The 15,003-nt window shown below is 60.2% G+C and carries 18 protein-coding genes; 17 read left to right on the top strand and 1 reads right to left on the bottom strand.

Annotated features, from left to right (window positions below; genetic code table 11):
• The first annotated feature begins 92 nt into the window (after positions 1 to 92).
• A complete protein-coding gene (locus F8N96_RS17250) occupies positions 93 to 641 on the top strand; it encodes a glycine zipper 2TM domain-containing protein (RefSeq protein ID WP_150763830.1) in 549 nt (182 codons plus the stop codon).
• Between the two features lie 61 nt (positions 642 to 702).
• Here the strand turns inward: F8N96_RS17250 and suhB are convergent, their stop codons facing one another.
• Positions 703 to 1,521, bottom strand: a complete 819-nt coding sequence (gene suhB / locus F8N96_RS17245; protein WP_064679568.1) for an inositol-phosphate phosphatase — start codon at positions 1,519 to 1,521, stop codon at positions 703 to 705.
• Positions 1,522 to 1,666: 145 nt separating this feature from the next.
• Here suhB and trmJ point away from each other — a divergent pair, with 145 nt between their 5' ends.
• The 16 genes from trmJ (at position 1,667) to hisS (ending at position 14,963) form a co-directional block, all read left to right on the top strand.
• Entirely contained in the window at positions 1,667 to 2,437 is a 771-nt protein-coding gene (gene trmJ, locus F8N96_RS17240) for a tRNA (cytosine(32)/uridine(32)-2'-O)-methyltransferase TrmJ (RefSeq protein ID WP_150798808.1), read from the top strand.
• 2 nt (positions 2,438 to 2,439) lie between these two features.
• Positions 2,440 to 3,216 (top strand): serine O-acetyltransferase, encoded by a 777-nt coding sequence (gene cysE, locus F8N96_RS17235; RefSeq protein ID WP_150798807.1) that lies wholly within the window; start codon positions 2,440 to 2,442, stop codon positions 3,214 to 3,216.
• A gap of 239 nt (positions 3,217 to 3,455) precedes the next feature.
• The gene (iscR, locus tag F8N96_RS17230) at positions 3,456 to 3,947 is read left to right on the top strand and encodes a Fe-S cluster assembly transcriptional regulator IscR (protein ID WP_150748552.1); all 492 of its coding nucleotides are present in this window, start codon (positions 3,456 to 3,458) and stop codon (positions 3,945 to 3,947) included.
• Positions 3,948 to 3,997: 50 nt separating this feature from the next.
• Entirely contained in the window at positions 3,998 to 5,212 is a 1,215-nt protein-coding gene (locus tag F8N96_RS17225; RefSeq protein ID WP_150798806.1) for an IscS subfamily cysteine desulfurase, read from the top strand.
• An 83-nt stretch (positions 5,213 to 5,295) separates the two neighbouring features.
• Positions 5,296 to 5,682: a Fe-S cluster assembly scaffold IscU gene (iscU, locus tag F8N96_RS17220; protein ID WP_150798805.1), complete on the top strand. Its 387-nt coding sequence runs from the start codon at positions 5,296 to 5,298 to the stop codon at positions 5,680 to 5,682.
• Positions 5,683 to 5,716: 34 nt separating this feature from the next.
• Positions 5,717 to 6,040 (top strand): iron-sulfur cluster assembly protein IscA, encoded by a 324-nt coding sequence (gene iscA, locus F8N96_RS17215; RefSeq protein WP_007903589.1) that lies wholly within the window; start codon positions 5,717 to 5,719, stop codon positions 6,038 to 6,040.
• A gap of 8 nt (positions 6,041 to 6,048) precedes the next feature.
• Positions 6,049 to 6,570 carry a co-chaperone HscB gene (hscB, locus tag F8N96_RS17210; RefSeq protein ID WP_150798970.1) on the top strand — a complete coding sequence of 174 codons (522 nt, stop codon included), beginning with the start codon at positions 6,049 to 6,051 and terminating at the stop codon, positions 6,568 to 6,570.
• 51 nt (positions 6,571 to 6,621) lie between these two features.
• Positions 6,622 to 8,487 carry a Fe-S protein assembly chaperone HscA gene (gene hscA / locus F8N96_RS17205; protein ID WP_150798804.1) on the top strand — a complete coding sequence of 622 codons (1,866 nt, stop codon included), beginning with the start codon at positions 6,622 to 6,624 and terminating at the stop codon, positions 8,485 to 8,487.
• Positions 8,487 to 8,828, top strand: coding sequence for an ISC system 2Fe-2S type ferredoxin (gene fdx, locus F8N96_RS17200; RefSeq protein ID WP_150748556.1), 342 nt, complete (start codon positions 8,487 to 8,489; stop codon positions 8,826 to 8,828). The genes hscA and fdx overlap by 1 nt, the downstream gene beginning before the upstream one ends.
• A gap of 15 nt (positions 8,829 to 8,843) precedes the next feature.
• Positions 8,844 to 9,044, top strand: coding sequence for a Fe-S cluster assembly protein IscX (iscX, locus tag F8N96_RS17195; RefSeq protein ID WP_017340315.1), 201 nt, complete (start codon positions 8,844 to 8,846; stop codon positions 9,042 to 9,044).
• A 92-nt stretch (positions 9,045 to 9,136) separates the two neighbouring features.
• Positions 9,137 to 9,562, top strand: a complete 426-nt coding sequence (gene ndk, locus F8N96_RS17190; RefSeq protein ID WP_007903599.1) for a nucleoside-diphosphate kinase — start codon at positions 9,137 to 9,139, stop codon at positions 9,560 to 9,562.
• A gap of 28 nt (positions 9,563 to 9,590) precedes the next feature.
• Complete coding sequence (gene rlmN / locus F8N96_RS17185; protein ID WP_150798803.1) at positions 9,591 to 10,739, top strand: 23S rRNA (adenine(2503)-C(2))-methyltransferase RlmN; 1,149 nt, start codon at positions 9,591 to 9,593, stop codon at positions 10,737 to 10,739.
• Positions 10,740 to 10,751: 12 nt separating this feature from the next.
• Entirely contained in the window at positions 10,752 to 11,510 is a 759-nt protein-coding gene (gene pilW / locus F8N96_RS17180) for a type IV pilus biogenesis/stability protein PilW (RefSeq protein ID WP_150784568.1), read from the top strand.
• A complete protein-coding gene (locus F8N96_RS17175; RefSeq protein WP_150798802.1) occupies positions 11,510 to 12,523 on the top strand; it encodes a helix-turn-helix domain-containing protein in 1,014 nt (337 codons plus the stop codon). Before pilW ends, F8N96_RS17175 begins: the two co-directional genes overlap by 1 nt.
• A 3-nt stretch (positions 12,524 to 12,526) precedes the next feature.
• Positions 12,527 to 13,636 carry a flavodoxin-dependent (E)-4-hydroxy-3-methylbut-2-enyl-diphosphate synthase gene (gene ispG, locus F8N96_RS17170; RefSeq protein WP_045057725.1) on the top strand — a complete coding sequence of 370 codons (1,110 nt, stop codon included), beginning with the start codon at positions 12,527 to 12,529 and terminating at the stop codon, positions 13,634 to 13,636.
• Between the two features lie 37 nt (positions 13,637 to 13,673).
• On the top strand, positions 13,674 to 14,963 hold the full coding sequence (gene hisS, locus F8N96_RS17165) for a histidine--tRNA ligase (protein ID WP_150798801.1): 1,290 nt from the start codon (positions 13,674 to 13,676) through the stop codon (positions 14,961 to 14,963).
• Positions 14,964 to 15,003: the final 40 nt, after the last annotated feature.

The raw sequence follows: 15,003 nt of genomic DNA, 5'->3' as shown, positions 1-15,003 counted from the left end.
AAAAAGGCGCGAGTTGAACTCGCGCCTTTTTTTATGCTCCAAGGCTGGGAGAAGCGCGGGCGCGTCCCGCATGAGATGGTCAGGAGGTTCATGTGAACAAGTCGTTGCTGGTTGGTGCGGTATTGGGTGCTGTCGGTGTGACTGCCGGGGGTGCTGTTGCCACCTACAGCCTGGTTAAAAGCGGCCCTGAGTATGCGCAAGTTCTAGCCGTTGAACCGGTCAAGACACAAATCAAGACGCCACGTGAAGTGTGCAAGGACGTAGCAGTGACCCGGCAGGCGCCGGTGAAGGATCAACACCAGATTCTCGGTACCGCCATCGGTGCCGTTGCGGGTGGTTTGCTCGGTAACCAGGTCGGCGGCGGCACAGGCAAGAAGATTGCCACGGTGGCCGGTGCGGTCGGCGGCGGTTACGCGGGCAACAAGGTGCAGGAAGGTATGCAGAATCGCGATACCTACACCACGACCCAGACCCGCTGTAACACGGTGAATGACATCAGTGACAAGGTCGTAGGGTACGACGTGCGTTATTCGCTGGATGGCAAGGAAGGCAAGGTGCGGATGGATCGGGATCCGGGTAACCAGATTCCGGTGGACAAGGAAGGTAAGCTGATCCTGTCGCAGAATGAGCCGGCTCAGTAAGTAGCGGATATTCAGATTCAAAAAAAGCACCCCGAAGGGTGCTTTGTCTGTCGCTGGAAGCTTAGCGCTTCAGCGAGGCCGGCAGGTGCGGCTGGATCGCCGTCAGCACTGCCTTGAAGCACTTGGTGTTGCCGGCAACGATATGGCCTTTCTCGAGGAAGTCGTGACCGCCGGTGAAGTCGCTCACCAGGCCGCCTGCTTCCTGGATCAGCAGGGCGCCTGCCGCCATGTCCCACTCGGATAGGCCCGACTCCCAGAACGCGTCGAAACGGCCGGCGGCCACGTAGGCCAGGTCCAGGCTCGCCGAACCGGCGCGGCGGATGCCGGCGGTCTGGCCCACCAGGGCGCGGAACATGCCCAGGTAGTTGTCGAGGTTGTCCATCTGGTCGTCACGGAACGGGAAGCCGGTACCCAGCAGGGCGCCGTCCAGGCTGGTGCGACCGCTGACGCGCAGGCGACGGCCGTTCAGTTGGGCGCCGCGACCACGGCTGGCGGTGAATTCTTCCTGGCGTACCGGGTCCAGAACCACTGCGTGTTCCAGGCGACCACGGTATTTGCAGGCGATGCTGACCGCGAAGTGAGGAATGCCGCGCAGGAAGTTGGTGGTGCCGTCCAGCGGATCGATGATCCACAGGTATTCTTCGCCTTCGATCCCGTTGCCGGCGTGCATGCCGGTTTCTTCACCCATGATCGAGTGGTTCGGGTAGGCCTTGCGCAGCGCGTCGATGATTTTCTGTTCGGCGGCGCGATCCACCTCGGATACGTAATCCTTGGCGTCTTTTTCGTCGACCTTGATGGTATCCAGGCGCTCGATGGAGCGGAAGATCAATTCACTGGCGCTGCGGGCGGCGCGCAGCGCGATATTCAGCATGGGCTGCATGGATGTGTCACCTAAGGTTGTTAAAGAAAGCCGGGCATTCTATCAGAAAGTTTCTACAGGTGAAGGACAGTGTGCGCTTTCATAGCTTAACGGTAGGAGGAACTGTAAGATTTGCTCCCCTTTGATGTGTTCGAGAGTGCCTCCCTTGCTGCAAAACATTCGTGTCGTCCTGGTCAATACCAGCCACCCCGGGAATATCGGCGGGGCTGCGCGTGCCATGAAGAACATGGGCCTGTCGCGGCTGGTGCTGGTCGAACCGCGGTTGTTCCCGCACCACGAGGCCGATGCCCGTGCTTCCGGTGCCGGTGACATCCTTGAAAACGCGCAAGTCGTCGCCACCCTGGAAGATGCCCTGGTCGGCTGCACGCTGGTGTTGGGCACCAGCGCCCGTGATCGGCGGATTCCCTGGCCGTTGCTCGATCCGCGCGAATGCGGGACGAGGGTGGTCGAAGAAGCCGCGCAGGGCACCGAAATTGCCCTGGTGTTCGGTCGCGAAGACTCCGGCCTGACCAATGACGAGCTGCAGCGATGTCATTATCACGTGCACATCCCCTCGGACCCCGAGTTCAGTTCGCTGAACCTGGGTGCGGCGGTGCAGGTGTTGAGTTATGAAGTGCGCATGTCCTGGCTCGCGGCCCAAGGCCAGCCGAGCAAGGTCGAGAAGGATGAAGTGGCGTCCACCAAGAGTGGTGAACTGGCGACCATGGATGAGCTGGAGCGATTCTATGAGCACCTGGAGCAGACCCTGGTGGCCATCGAATTCCTCGATCCGGAAAAACCGCGGCACTTGATGGCGCGCCTGCGCCGGTTGTACGGTCGAAGCTCGGTCAGCCGGGCGGAAATGAATATATTGCGCGGCATCCTCACGGAAACCCAGAAAGCGGCCCGTGGCGAGCTTCTAAAGCGGAAGGATTAATGATGTTCGAGCGTTTGCGAGAAGATATCCAGAGCGTTTTCCACCGAGACCCGGCGGCACGTAATGCATTTGAAGTGCTGACCTGCTACCCCGGGATGCACGCGATCTGGATCCATCGGCTGTCGGCGGCCTTGTGGCGCGCCGAGCTGAAATGGCTGGCGCGGCTGGTGTCGAACTTCGGTCGCTGGTTGACCGGGATCGAGATTCATCCGGGGGCCAAGGTCGGGCGGCGGTTCTTTATTGACCATGGCATGGGCATTGTCATCGGGGAAACGGCCGAGATCGGCGACGACGTCACCCTTTATCAAGGTGTGACGCTCGGCGGCACCAGCTGGAATAAAGGCAAGCGTCACCCGACACTGGAAGATGGTGTGGTGGTCGGCGCCGGTGCGAAGGTGCTCGGCCCGTTCACGGTGGGCGCGGGGGCCAAGGTCGGCTCCAATGCCGTGGTGACCAAGGCGGTGCCTGCCGGGGCGACAGTCGTCGGCATTCCCGGGCGGATCATCGTCAAGCCTGATGAAGAGCAGGACGCCAAGCGTAAAGCCATGGCCGAGAAGATCGGTTTCGATGCCTATGGTGTTGGCGAAGACATGCCGGATCCGGTGGCTCGCGCCATTAATCAGCTGCTCGATCATCTGCAGGCGGTCGATGGGCGTCTGGAGGGGATGTGCGGCGCGTTGAAGGATCTGGGCAGTGATTACTGTGCCAAGGATCTGCCTGAGCTGCGCGAAGAAGATTTTGCCTGCGTGAAGGACAAGGATCAGAGTCAGGCCGGCTAGACAGTGCCGACGCCTTCGCGGGCAAGCCTCGCTCCTACAGGATTCGCGTAACCCCTGTAGGAGCGAGGCTTGCCCGCGAAGAACGATAACGCGGTTCTACTGGCTGTACGCCGCCAGCCTTTGCTATGATGCGGCCGCTCTTTTGCGGGTAATCCTGACTAAAGCACTAGGTCTTATAGTTGACTTAAATACTCGGGAATTGCATACTCGCCCCATTCCGAACTCCGTGGTAATTGTCCATGCGACTGACTACAAAAGGCCGATACGCCGTGACCGCCATGCTTGACCTGGCGTTGCACGCGCAGCACGGGCCGGTGTCCCTGGCCGATATCTCCGAGCGCCAAGGCATCTCCCTGTCCTACCTCGAACAGCTTTTCGCCAAGCTGCGTCGCAGCAACCTGGTCTCCAGCGTCCGCGGCCCAGGTGGCGGCTATCAGCTGTCGCGCGACATGCAGGGCATCCAGGTCGCCCAGGTGATCGATGCGGTAAACGAATCGGTCGATGCCACCAAGTGCCAGGGCCAGGGCGATTGCCATCACGGCGATACCTGCCTGACCCACCATTTGTGGTGCGACCTGAGCTTGCAGATTCACGAATTTCTGAGCGGTATCAGCTTGGCTGATCTTGTCACTCGCCGTGAGGTGCAAGAAGTAGCCCAGCGTCAGGATCAGCGCCGTTGCAACAGCAAGGCGCCACGCCTGGACAAGATTGAAGCGTCCGCCGTCGAATGACAGCCAAAGAGCTAGCGGTACGCCAGCCAGCCTGATTTAGGAGAGAGTCCATGAAATTGCCGATTTACCTTGATTACTCTGCGACCACCCCGGTTGATCCGCGTGTCGCGCAAAAGATGAGTGAATGCCTGCTGGTCGACGGAAACTTCGGTAACCCGGCGTCCCGTTCCCACGTGTTCGGCTGGAAAGCTGAAGAGTCCGTCGAAAACGCCCGTCGCCAGGTCGCCGACCTGGTCAATGCCGACCCGCGTGAAATCGTCTGGACCTCCGGTGCCACCGAATCCGACAACCTGGCAATCAAGGGTGCGGCACATTTCTATGCCACCAAAGGCAAGCACCTGATCACCACCAAGATCGAGCACAAGGCTGTCCTGGACACCATGCGCCAACTGGAGCGTGAAGGTTTCGAAGTGACCTACCTCGAGCCGCGCACCGATGGCCTGGTGACGCCTGAGATGGTCGAAGCCGCCCTGCGCGACGACACCATCCTGGTTTCGATCATGCACGTGAACAACGAAATCGGCACCATCAACGACATCGCCGCCATCGGCGAGTTGCTCCGTTCCAAGGGCATTCTGTTCCACGTCGACGCCGCTCAGTCCACTGGCAAGGTCGAGATCGACCTGCAAAAACTGAAAGTCGACATGATGTCGTTCTCTGCCCACAAGACCTACGGTCCTAAAGGCATCGGCGCGCTGTACGTCAGCCGCAAGCCGCGTGTTCGCATCGAAGCGACCATGCACGGCGGCGGTCACGAACGTGGCATGCGTTCCGGCACCCTGGCGACCCACCAGATTGTCGGCATGGGCGAAGCCTTCCGTGTAGCCAAGGAAGACATGGCTGCCGAAAACGTGCGCATCAAAGCCCTGAGCGACCGTTTCTTCAAGCAGGTCGAAGACCTGGAAGAGCTGTACGTCAACGGCAGCCTGACCGCCCGCGTCCCGCACAACCTGAACCTGAGCTTCAACTACGTCGAAGGCGAGTCGCTGATCATGGCGCTCAAGGACCTGGCGGTTTCGTCCGGTTCGGCCTGCACCTCGGCGTCCCTTGAGCCTTCGTACGTACTGCGCGCCCTGGGCCGCAACGACGAACTGGCACACAGCTCGATTCGCTTCACCTTCGGCCGTTTCACCACCGAAGAAGAAATCGACTACGCCGCGCAGAAAGTCTGCGAGGCCGTTACCAAGCTGCGCACCTTGTCGCCGCTGTGGGACATGTACAAAGACGGTGTCGACATTTCGAAAATCGAGTGGGCGGCACACTGATTTCAAGTCGCCGCACAACAGCCCTGCAACCTTCGGGCACAGGGCTTCAAGAGCGACTCTCTGATGAGTGAGGATTAAGAATCATGGCTTACAGCGAAAAGGTCATCGACCACTACGAAAACCCGCGCAACGTCGGCAAGATGGACGCGCAAGACCCTGATGTCGGCACCGGCATGGTCGGCGCTCCGGCGTGCGGCGACGTGATGCGTCTGCAAATCAAGGTCAACGAAGCCGGCATCATCGAAGATGCCAAGTTCAAGACCTACGGTTGCGGTTCGGCCATCGCCTCCAGCTCCCTGGCGACCGAGTGGATGAAAGGCAAGACTCTGGATGAAGCAGAGACCATCAAGAACACTCAGCTGGCCGAAGAACTGGCCTTGCCGCCAGTGAAAATCCACTGCTCCGTACTTGCCGAAGACGCCATCAAGGCGGCCGTTCGCGACTACAAGCAGAAGAAAGGCTTGATCTGACTTTCAAGTATTGGCGACGAGTAAGGAGTCACCGATGGCTATCAGCATGACAGAAGCGGCAGCTCAACACGTGCGACGCTCCCTCAACGGGCGCGGCAAAGGTGAAGGGATTCGTCTGGGTGTTCGCACCACAGGCTGTTCCGGCCTTGCCTACGTGCTGGAGTTCGTCGACGAGGTGGTTGCAGAGGACCAGGTGTTCGAAAGTCACGGCGAGAAAGTGATCATCGACCCGAAAAGCCTGGCCTACCTGGACGGCACCGAGCTCGACTTCGTCAAGGAAGGGTTGAACGAAGGCTTCAAGTTCAACAACCCCAACGTGCGCGGTGAATGTGGCTGCGGCGAAAGCTTCAATATCTGAGGCTTCTTGTGGGTACTCCTTGTCATTTCGCTTTATTTGAGCTGCAACCGAGTTTCAATCTGGACCTCGATCAGCTGGCCACGCGCTACCGTGAGTTGGCGCGCGGTGTTCATCCAGACCGCTTTGCCGACGCTTCCGAGCGTGAGCAGCGGCTGGCGCTAGAGCAATCGGCGAGCCTCAACGAGGCCTACCAGACGCTCAAGAGTCCCCCCAAGCGCGCGCGATACCTGCTCGCCATGGGTGGTCGCGAGCTGCCGCTGGAGGTCACGGTGCATGATCCGGCCTTTCTTCTGCAGCAGATGGAGCTGCGTGAAGAGCTCGAAGACCTGCAAGACAGTGCCGACATGGCCGGTATTGCAGCGTTCAAGCGCCGCCTGAAAACCGCTCAGGATGAACTGAACCAAAGCTTCGCAGCCTGTTGGAACGATGCAGCGCAACGTGAGCAGGCCGAACGCCTGATGCGGCGCATGCAGTTCCTCGACAAGCTCACCTACGAAGTGCGCCAATTAGAAGAGCGCCTCGACGATTAACCCAGTGCCGCTCCGGTCGCACGCCTGATATACAGATAAGTCCTGATAACGATGGCCCTACTGCAGATCGCCGAACCCGGCCAAAGTCCTCAACCGCACCAGCGTCGTCTGGCTGTGGGGATCGACTTGGGCACTACCAATTCGCTGGTCGCTGCCTTGCGCAGTGGTCTTTCCGAGCCTCTGGCCGACGCTGACGGGCAGGTCATCCTGCCGTCTGCCGTGCGCTATCACGCTGATCGCGTTGAAGTGGGCGAATCCGCCAAGCTGGCTGCCTCCTCTGATCCGTTGAACACTGTGCTGTCGGTCAAGCGCTTGATGGGTCGCGGTCTGTCCGACGTCAAGCAGCTGGGTGATCAACTGCCGTACCGCTTTGTCGGCGGCGAGTCGCACATGCCGTTCATCGACACCGTGCAAGGCCCGAAAAGCCCGGTCGAAGTGTCCGCCGATATCCTCAAGGTGCTGCGTCAGCGCGCCGAGGAGGCATTGGGCGGCGAACTGGTCGGCGCGGTGATCACCGTTCCGGCCTATTTCGACGATGCCCAGCGTCAAGCCACCAAGGACGCGGCCAAGCTGGCCGGCCTGAACGTGCTGCGCCTGCTCAATGAGCCGACCGCTGCTGCTGTGGCTTATGGTCTGGACCAGCATGCCGAAGGCCTGGTGGCGATTTATGACCTGGGCGGCGGCACCTTCGATATTTCGATCCTGCGCCTGACCGGCGGTGTGTTCGAAGTCCTGGCTACCGGTGGCGACAGCGCCCTGGGCGGCGATGATTTCGACCACGCGATCGCTCGCTGGATCATCGAGGGCGCTGGCCTGTCGGACGACCTGGACCCGGGTGTGCAGCGCAATCTGTTGCAGACCGCCTGTGCGGCCAAGGAAGCCCTGACTAACGCCTCCTCCGTTGAAGTGACGTATGGCAACTGGCAAGCCGAATTGACCCGTGAGGCCTTCAATGCGCTGATCGAGCCGATGGTTGCGCGCAGCCTCAAGGCCTGCCGCCGCGCCGTGCGCGATTCCGGTATCGAACTGGACGAAGTGCATGCGGTGGTCATGGTCGGTGGCTCGACACGCGTACCTCGCGTTCGCGAAGCCGTCGCGGAAGCTTTCGGTCGCCAGCCGCTGACCGAAATCGATCCGGATCAAGTGGTGGCCATTGGTGCTGCGATCCAGGCCGATACCCTCGCCGGCAACAAGCGCGACGGTGACGAATTGCTGCTGCTGGACGTGATCCCGTTGTCCCTGGGATTGGAAACCATGGGCGGCCTGATGGAGAAGGTGATTCCGCGCAACACCACCATTCCCGTCGCCCGGGCGCAGGATTTCACGACTTACAAAGATGGCCAGTCGGCCATGGCGATCCATGTGCTGCAGGGCGAGCGCGAGCTGATCAGCGACTGCCGCTCCCTGGCGCGCTTCGAATTGCGCGGCATTCCGGCGATGGTGGCCGGTGCGGCGAAGATTCGCGTGACCTTCCAGGTCGATGCCGACGGTCTGCTCAGCGTGGCTGCCCGTGAGCTGGGTTCGGGTGTCGAGGCGAGCATCCAGGTCAAGCCGTCCTACGGCCTGACCGACGGTGAAATAGCCAAGATGCTCAAGGATTCGTTCCAGCACGCCAATGACGACAAGGTCGCCCGTGTCCTGCGTGAACAGCAGGTCGATGCCCAGCGCCTGGTCGAAGCGGTGCAGGCCGCCCTCGATGTCGACGGCGAGCGTCTGCTCGACGCCGAAGAGCGCATGGTCATCGAGTTGCAGATGCAGGAACTGACCGAATTGATGAAAGGCACCGATGGGTACGCCATCGAGCAGCAGACCAAGCGTCTGTCGCAAGTGACCGATGCTTTTGCTGCCCGCCGCATGGATTTGACGGTGAAAGCCGCTCTGTCGGGGCGCAACCTGAATGAAATCGAGGATATCTGATGCCGCAGGTCATTTTTCTGCCACACGAGAAGTTTTGCCCTGAGGGCATGGTTGTGGAGGCCGCGACCGGTACGTCCATTCTCGAACTGGCTCATGAGCACCACATCGAGATGGAAAGCGCCTGTGGCGGCGTCTGCGCCTGCACGACCTGCCACTGCATCATCCGCGAGGGTTTTGACTCGCTGGAAGAAGCCGATGAGCTGGAAGAAGACTTTCTTGATCGGGCCTGGGGCCTGGAAGCGCAATCGCGTCTAGGCTGTCAGGCGATCGTCGGGACTGAAGACCTGACGGTCGAAATTCCGAAATACTCGCTCAACCATGCGGCCGAAGCGCCGCACTGATTCAAGGGAACCGACATGAGTCTGAAATGGGTTGATGTGCTGGAAATCGCGATCCAGCTGGCCGAATCCAAGCCAGAAGTGGACCCGCGTTACGTGAACTTCGTCGATTTGCACAAGTGGGTGCTGGCATTGCCGGAGTTCAGCGATGATCCGACACGCGGTGGCGAGAAGGTGCTTGAAGCCATTCAGGCCGCCTGGATCGAAGAAGCCGATTGATTCGGCACCGTACGCAGTTAGGCAATACCCAAGAACCCGCGTATAATTCGCGGGTTTAATTTTTCACAAATTACCGTTTCTGGAGTTACACCATGGCTGTTCAACGTACTTTCTCCATCATCAAGCCTGACGCTGTTGCAAAAAACGTTATCGGCGAGATCACCACTCGTTTCGAAAAAGCTGGCCTGCGCGTTGTAGCTTCGAAACTGAAGCAACTGTCCAAAGCCGAAGCTGAAGGCTTCTACGCTGAGCACAGCGCTCGTGGTTTCTTCAACGACCTGGTTGCTTTCATGATCTCCGGTCCGGTTGTCGTTCAGGTTCTGGAAGGCGAAAACGCTATCGCTCTGAACCGTGAGCTGATGGGCGCTACCAACCCTAAAGAAGCCGCTGCCGGTACCATCCGCGCTGACTTCGCTGATTCGATCGACGCCAACGCCGTACACGGTTCGGACTCCGAAGCCGCTGCTGCCCGCGAAATCTCGTACTTCTTCGCAGCTACTGAAGTAACCACTCGCTAAGCATTGGCTTAAGAGTGAAGGTGAATCCATGACTACATCGACTGTAAAAACCAACCTGCTGGGTCTGACTCAACAGGAAATGGAAAAATTCTTCGACTCGATCGGGGAGAAGCGTTTCCGTGCCGGTCAGGTAATGAAATGGATTCACCACCTTGGCGTCGATGATTTCGACGCCATGACGAACGTCAGCAAGGCCTTGCGCGACAAGCTCAAGGTCATTGCCGAAGTTCGCGGTCCTGAAGTCGTCAGCGAGGACATCTCCACCGACGGCACCCGTAAGTGGGTGGTGCGCGTGGCGTCCGGCAGCTGCGTCGAGACCGTGTACATTCCCCAGGGCAAGCGCGGCACATTGTGCGTTTCGTCCCAGGCAGGCTGTGCCCTGGATTGCAGTTTCTGCTCCACCGGCAAGCAAGGTTTCAACAGCAACCTCACCGCCGCCGAAGTCATCGGCCAGGTGTGGATTGCCAATAAATCGTTCGGCAGCATCCCGGCGACCGCCGACCGTGCCATCACCAACGTGGTGATGATGGGCATGGGTGAGCCGCTGCTGAACTTCGACAACGTCGTGGCCGCCATGCACCTGATGATGGATGACCTGGGCTATGGCATCTCCAAGCGCCGCGTGACCCTGTCCACGTCGGGCGTGGTGCCGATGATCGATGAGCTGTCCAAGCACATCGACGTGTCCCTGGCGTTGTCCCTGCATGCGCCGAACGACGCGTTGCGTAACCAGTTGGTGCCGATCAACAAGAAGTATCCGCTGAAGATGCTGCTCGAGTCGTGCCAGCGCTACATGTCGTCCCTGGGCGAAAAGCGCGTGCTGACCATCGAGTACACCTTGCTCAAGGACATCAACGACAAGGTCGAGCACGCGGTCGAAATGATCGAGCTGCTCAAGAACATCCCGTGCAAGATCAACCTGATCCCGTTCAACCCGTTCCCGCATTCCGGTTACGAGCGTCCGAGCAATAACGCGATTCGTCGTTTCCAGGATCAGCTTCACCATGCCGGCTTCAATGTCACCGTGCGCACCACCCGCGGCGAAGACATCGATGCCGCGTGTGGCCAATTGGTAGGGCAGGTGCTGGATCGCACCCGTCGTAGCGAACGTTATATCGCCGTGCGCGAGTTGAGCGCCGAAAACGATATTGCACAGAACGCTGCGAACACTAATTAAGAGAGGATCTCTATGTCCCTGCGCTTGGCGCTGCTGTTGCTGGTGGCCAGTCTGTGTACTGGTTGTGTCCTGTCGGGCGATTTCAACCCGATGAAGACCAGCAAGGGCCGTGATGAAGCGCGGGTCGCCTATGTGCAATTGGGGCTTGGCTACCTGCAACAGGGCATGACCGAACGGGCCAAGGTGCCGCTGAAAAAGGCCTTGGAACTGGACAGCTCGGACCCCGACGCCAATGCGGCGCTGGGGCTGGTGTTCCAGGCCGAGATGGAGCCGGAACTGGCCGACCAGCATTTTCGCAAGGCGCTGTCCGGCCGTCCCGACGATGCGCGAATCCTCAATAACTACGGCAGTTTTCTTTTCGAACAGAAACGTTACAAAGAGGCTTACGAGCGCTTCGAGCAGGCCGCCGCCGATACCCTGTATCCTGAGCGTTCGCGAGTATTCGAAAACCTGGGCATGACCGCTTCCAGGCTAGGCCAGCGTGACCTGGCCCAGCAACAACTGGAAAAAGCCCTGCGCTTGAATCGCCAACAACCACGTGCCTTGCTGGAAATGGCTGAGTTGTCTTACGAAGACAGGCATTATGTGCCCGCGCGTGACTATTACGACCGTTTCAGCCAGCTCACCGAGCAAAATGCACGTAGCCTGTTGCTCGGCGTCCGGCTGGCAAAAGTGTTTGAAGATCGCGACAAGGCTGCCAGTTTTGGCCTGCAATTAAAACGACTCTATCCCGGTACGCCGGAATATCAGCAATACCTGTCGGAGCAATGATGAAAGCGGCGCATCCCGAAGTTGTAGCAGCGAATCGCGTTAATCCCGGTGAGACATTGCGCCAGGCTCGCGAAAGCAATGGCTGGTCGCTGGCCGAAGTGGCCCTCAAGCTCAACCTCACCGTCAATTCCCTGAGCAATCTGGAAGCCGGCGCGTTCGACAAGCTGCCGGGGCATACCTTCGCTCGCGGTTACATCCGCGCCTACGCCAAATTGCTGGGCATGGATCAGACCGTGCTGGTGCAACAGTTCGACCAGTCCACCGGTACCGACTCCCAGGGCAGCGCCGTCCACAGCCTGGGTCGTATCGAAGAGCCGGTTCGGGTGTCCCACACCATTTTGCGGATTGTCAGCCTGCTGTTGCTGATCGCGGTGATCGGTGGCGGTTTCATCTGGTGGCAGGATCAGACGTCGTCGCGTCCCAAGGATGTGGTCAGCCTGAGCCCGGAACACGTCGAAGTCGAAGGCGCCGACGGCACGACCCAGATTCACCCGCTGGACGAGCCGGAAGACCAGGCCGTCGCGCAGGGCCAGGCCGAAGGATCCACCGCGCTAGTCTTGCCGCAGGCCGAGACTTCGGCCGACGCGTCGACCGCCGCTGAAGCTACCGCCCCCGCTGCTCAAGCGCCTGCGGCACCGACGCAAGGCACCGCGCCGATTGTCGCCACTCCGGCGACGCCGGCGCCCGCTGTGCCCGCGGTACCGGCACCGGTGGTGACCGCGCCGGTGGCGCCGACCGTCCCGGCACCCGCCGCGGCGGCTCCGGTGTCCGGCCAGGGCCAGGTTCAACTGCGTTATACCGCCGATTGCTGGACCCAAGTCACCGACGGTACCGGCAAGGTGCTGTTGAGTGGTCTCAAGCGTAAAGGCGAAAACGTTTCCGTCAGTGGCAAGCCGCCGTTCACCGTGCGCCTGGGCTTTGCCCGTGGCGCGCAGGTCAGTTACAACGGGCAGGTGGTTGATGTCGCTCCGTTCACCAGTGGCGAGACTGCTCGCCTGAAGTTGGGTCAATAAGTCATGCACGGCGAATCTCCAATCAAACGTCGCGAATCCCGCAAGATCTGGGTCGGTAACGTGCCTGTGGGCGGCGATGCGCCTATCGCTGTGCAGAGCATGACCAACAGCGACACCAATGATGTGGCCGCCACCGTGGCCCAGATCAACCGCCTGGAAGCCGCGGGCGTCGATATCGTGCGGATTTCCGTACCGGATATGGACGCCGCCGAAGCGTTCGGCAAGATCAAGCAGCTGGTCAAGGTGCCCCTGGTGGCCGACATCCACTTCGACTACAAAATCGCGCTGCGCGTAGCCGAACTGGGCGTTGACTGCCTGCGGATCAACCCGGGCAACATCGGTCGCGAAGACCGTGTGCGCGCCGTGGTCGATGCGGCCCGTGATCGCGGGATTCCGATCCGTATCGGCGTCAACGCCGGTTCCCTGGAAAAAGACCTGCAAAAGAAATACGGCGAGCCGACCCCGGCGGCGCTGGTCGAGTCTGCCTTGCGCCACGTCGAGCACCTTGAACGCCTGAACTTCCAGGACTTCAAGGTCAGCGTGAAAGCCTCCGATGTGTTCATGGCCGTCGAAGCCTACCGCTTGCTGGCCAAGGAAATCGTCCAGCCGCTGCACCTGGGCATCACCGAAGCCGGTGGTTTGCGTTCCGGCACGGTGAAATCCGCCGTGGGCCTCGGTATGCTGCTTGCCGAAGGGATTGGCGATACTATCCGCATCTCGTTGGCGGCCGACCCGGTCGAGGAAGTGAAAGTCGGCTACGACATCCTCAAGTCCCTGCACCTGCGTTCCCGTGGCATCAACTTCATCGCCTGCCCGAGCTGCTCGCGGCAGAACTTCGATGTGGTCAAGACCATGAACGAGCTGGAAGGGCGCCTCGAAGACCTGCTGGTGCCGCTGGATGTCGCGGTGATCGGTTGCGTGGTCAACGGGCCGGGTGAAGCCAAGGAAGCCCATATCGGCTTGACCGGCGGCACGCCCAACCTGATTTACATCGACGGCAAGCCGTCGCAGAAACTGACGAATGACAATCTGGTGGATGAGCTTGAACGCTTGATTCGCCAGAAAGCGGCCGAAAAGGTCGAAGCCGACGCTGCCGTCATTGCGCGTGGCTGAGCCTGACTGAAGCGCCGAACGAATTTAAGGATTTAAAGTGAGCAAGTCTTTGCAAGCCATCCGTGGCATGAACGATATCCTGCCCGAACAGACTCCCCTGTGGCGTCATTTCGAGGGCACCGTCGCGCGTCTGCTGGATAACTACGGTTACAAGCAGATCCGCATGCCGATCGTCGAGTTCACCGAGCTGTTCAAGCGCTCCATCGGTGAAGTGACCGACATCGTCGAAAAAGAGATGTACACCTTCGACGACCGCAACGGCGATTCCCTGACCCTGCGCCCCGAGGGCACGGCGGCCTGTGTGCGTGCTGTGCTGGAACATGGCATCACCGGCGGCGGCCAGGTGCAGAAACTCTGGTACGTCGGCCCGATGTTCCGCCACGAACGTCCGCAGAAAGGCCGTTATCGCCAGTTCCACCAGATCGGCCTGGAGGTGTTCAACCTCGACGGTCCGGACATCGACGCCGAGCTGATCGTGCTGACCTGGCGCCTGTGGGGCGAGCTGGGCATCCGTGATGCGGTCAAGCTCGAACTCAACAGTCTTGGCACCAGCGAATCCCGCGGGCGCTATCGCGAAGCGCTGGTCGCGTTCCTGTCCATGCACCTGGACAAGCTGGACGAAGACAGCCAGCGCCGCTTGAAGACCAACCCGTTGCGGGTGCTGGACACCAAGAACGCCGATACCCAGGCGATCCTGGTCGACGCGCCGAAAATGGCCGACTACCTCGACGACGAATCCCGCCTGCACTTCGAGGGCCTCAAGGCTCGCCTCGATGCGGTCGGCATTCCTTACGTGATCAACCCGAAGCTGGTTCGCGGGCTGGATTACTACAGCAAGACCGTTTTCGAATGGGTCACCGACAAGCTGGGCGCCCAGGGCACCGTGTGTGCCGGCGGTCGCTACGACGGCCTGGTCGAGCAGATGGGCGGCAAGCCGACCCCGGGCGTCGGTTTCGCCATGGGCATCGAGCGCCTGGTGCTGATGCTGGAAACCCTGGAGCAGATCCCGGAAGAGATCTCCCGCCAGGTCGACGTTTATCTGTGCGCTTTCGGCGAAGCCGCCGAACTGGCCGGTCTGGCCCTGGCCGAGCGGGTGCGTGACCAATTGCCCAACCTGCGCCTGCAAGTCAATGCCGGCGCCGGCAGCTTCAAAAGCCAGTTCAAGAAAGCCGACAAGAGCGGTGCGCTGTATGCGCTGATCCTCGGCGACGACGAAATGGCCCAGCAAGTGGTAGGTTTCAAACCCCTGCGTGGCCAGGGCGAACAACAAAGCATTGCCTGGGATGCGCTTGCTGCACACCTGGCCACCTGCATCGTGCAGGGTTGAAGCTGTCAAACAGCCGATTTAGCGATTAAGGAGTATTGGG

It is taken from the genome of Pseudomonas fluorescens, assembly GCF_902497855.1.
Classification (GTDB): domain Bacteria; phylum Pseudomonadota; class Gammaproteobacteria; order Pseudomonadales; family Pseudomonadaceae; genus Aquipseudomonas; species Aquipseudomonas fluorescens_BI.
The sequence above is the reverse complement of the archived record's forward strand: the minus strand, read 5'-3'. Positions and strand labels throughout refer to the sequence as shown.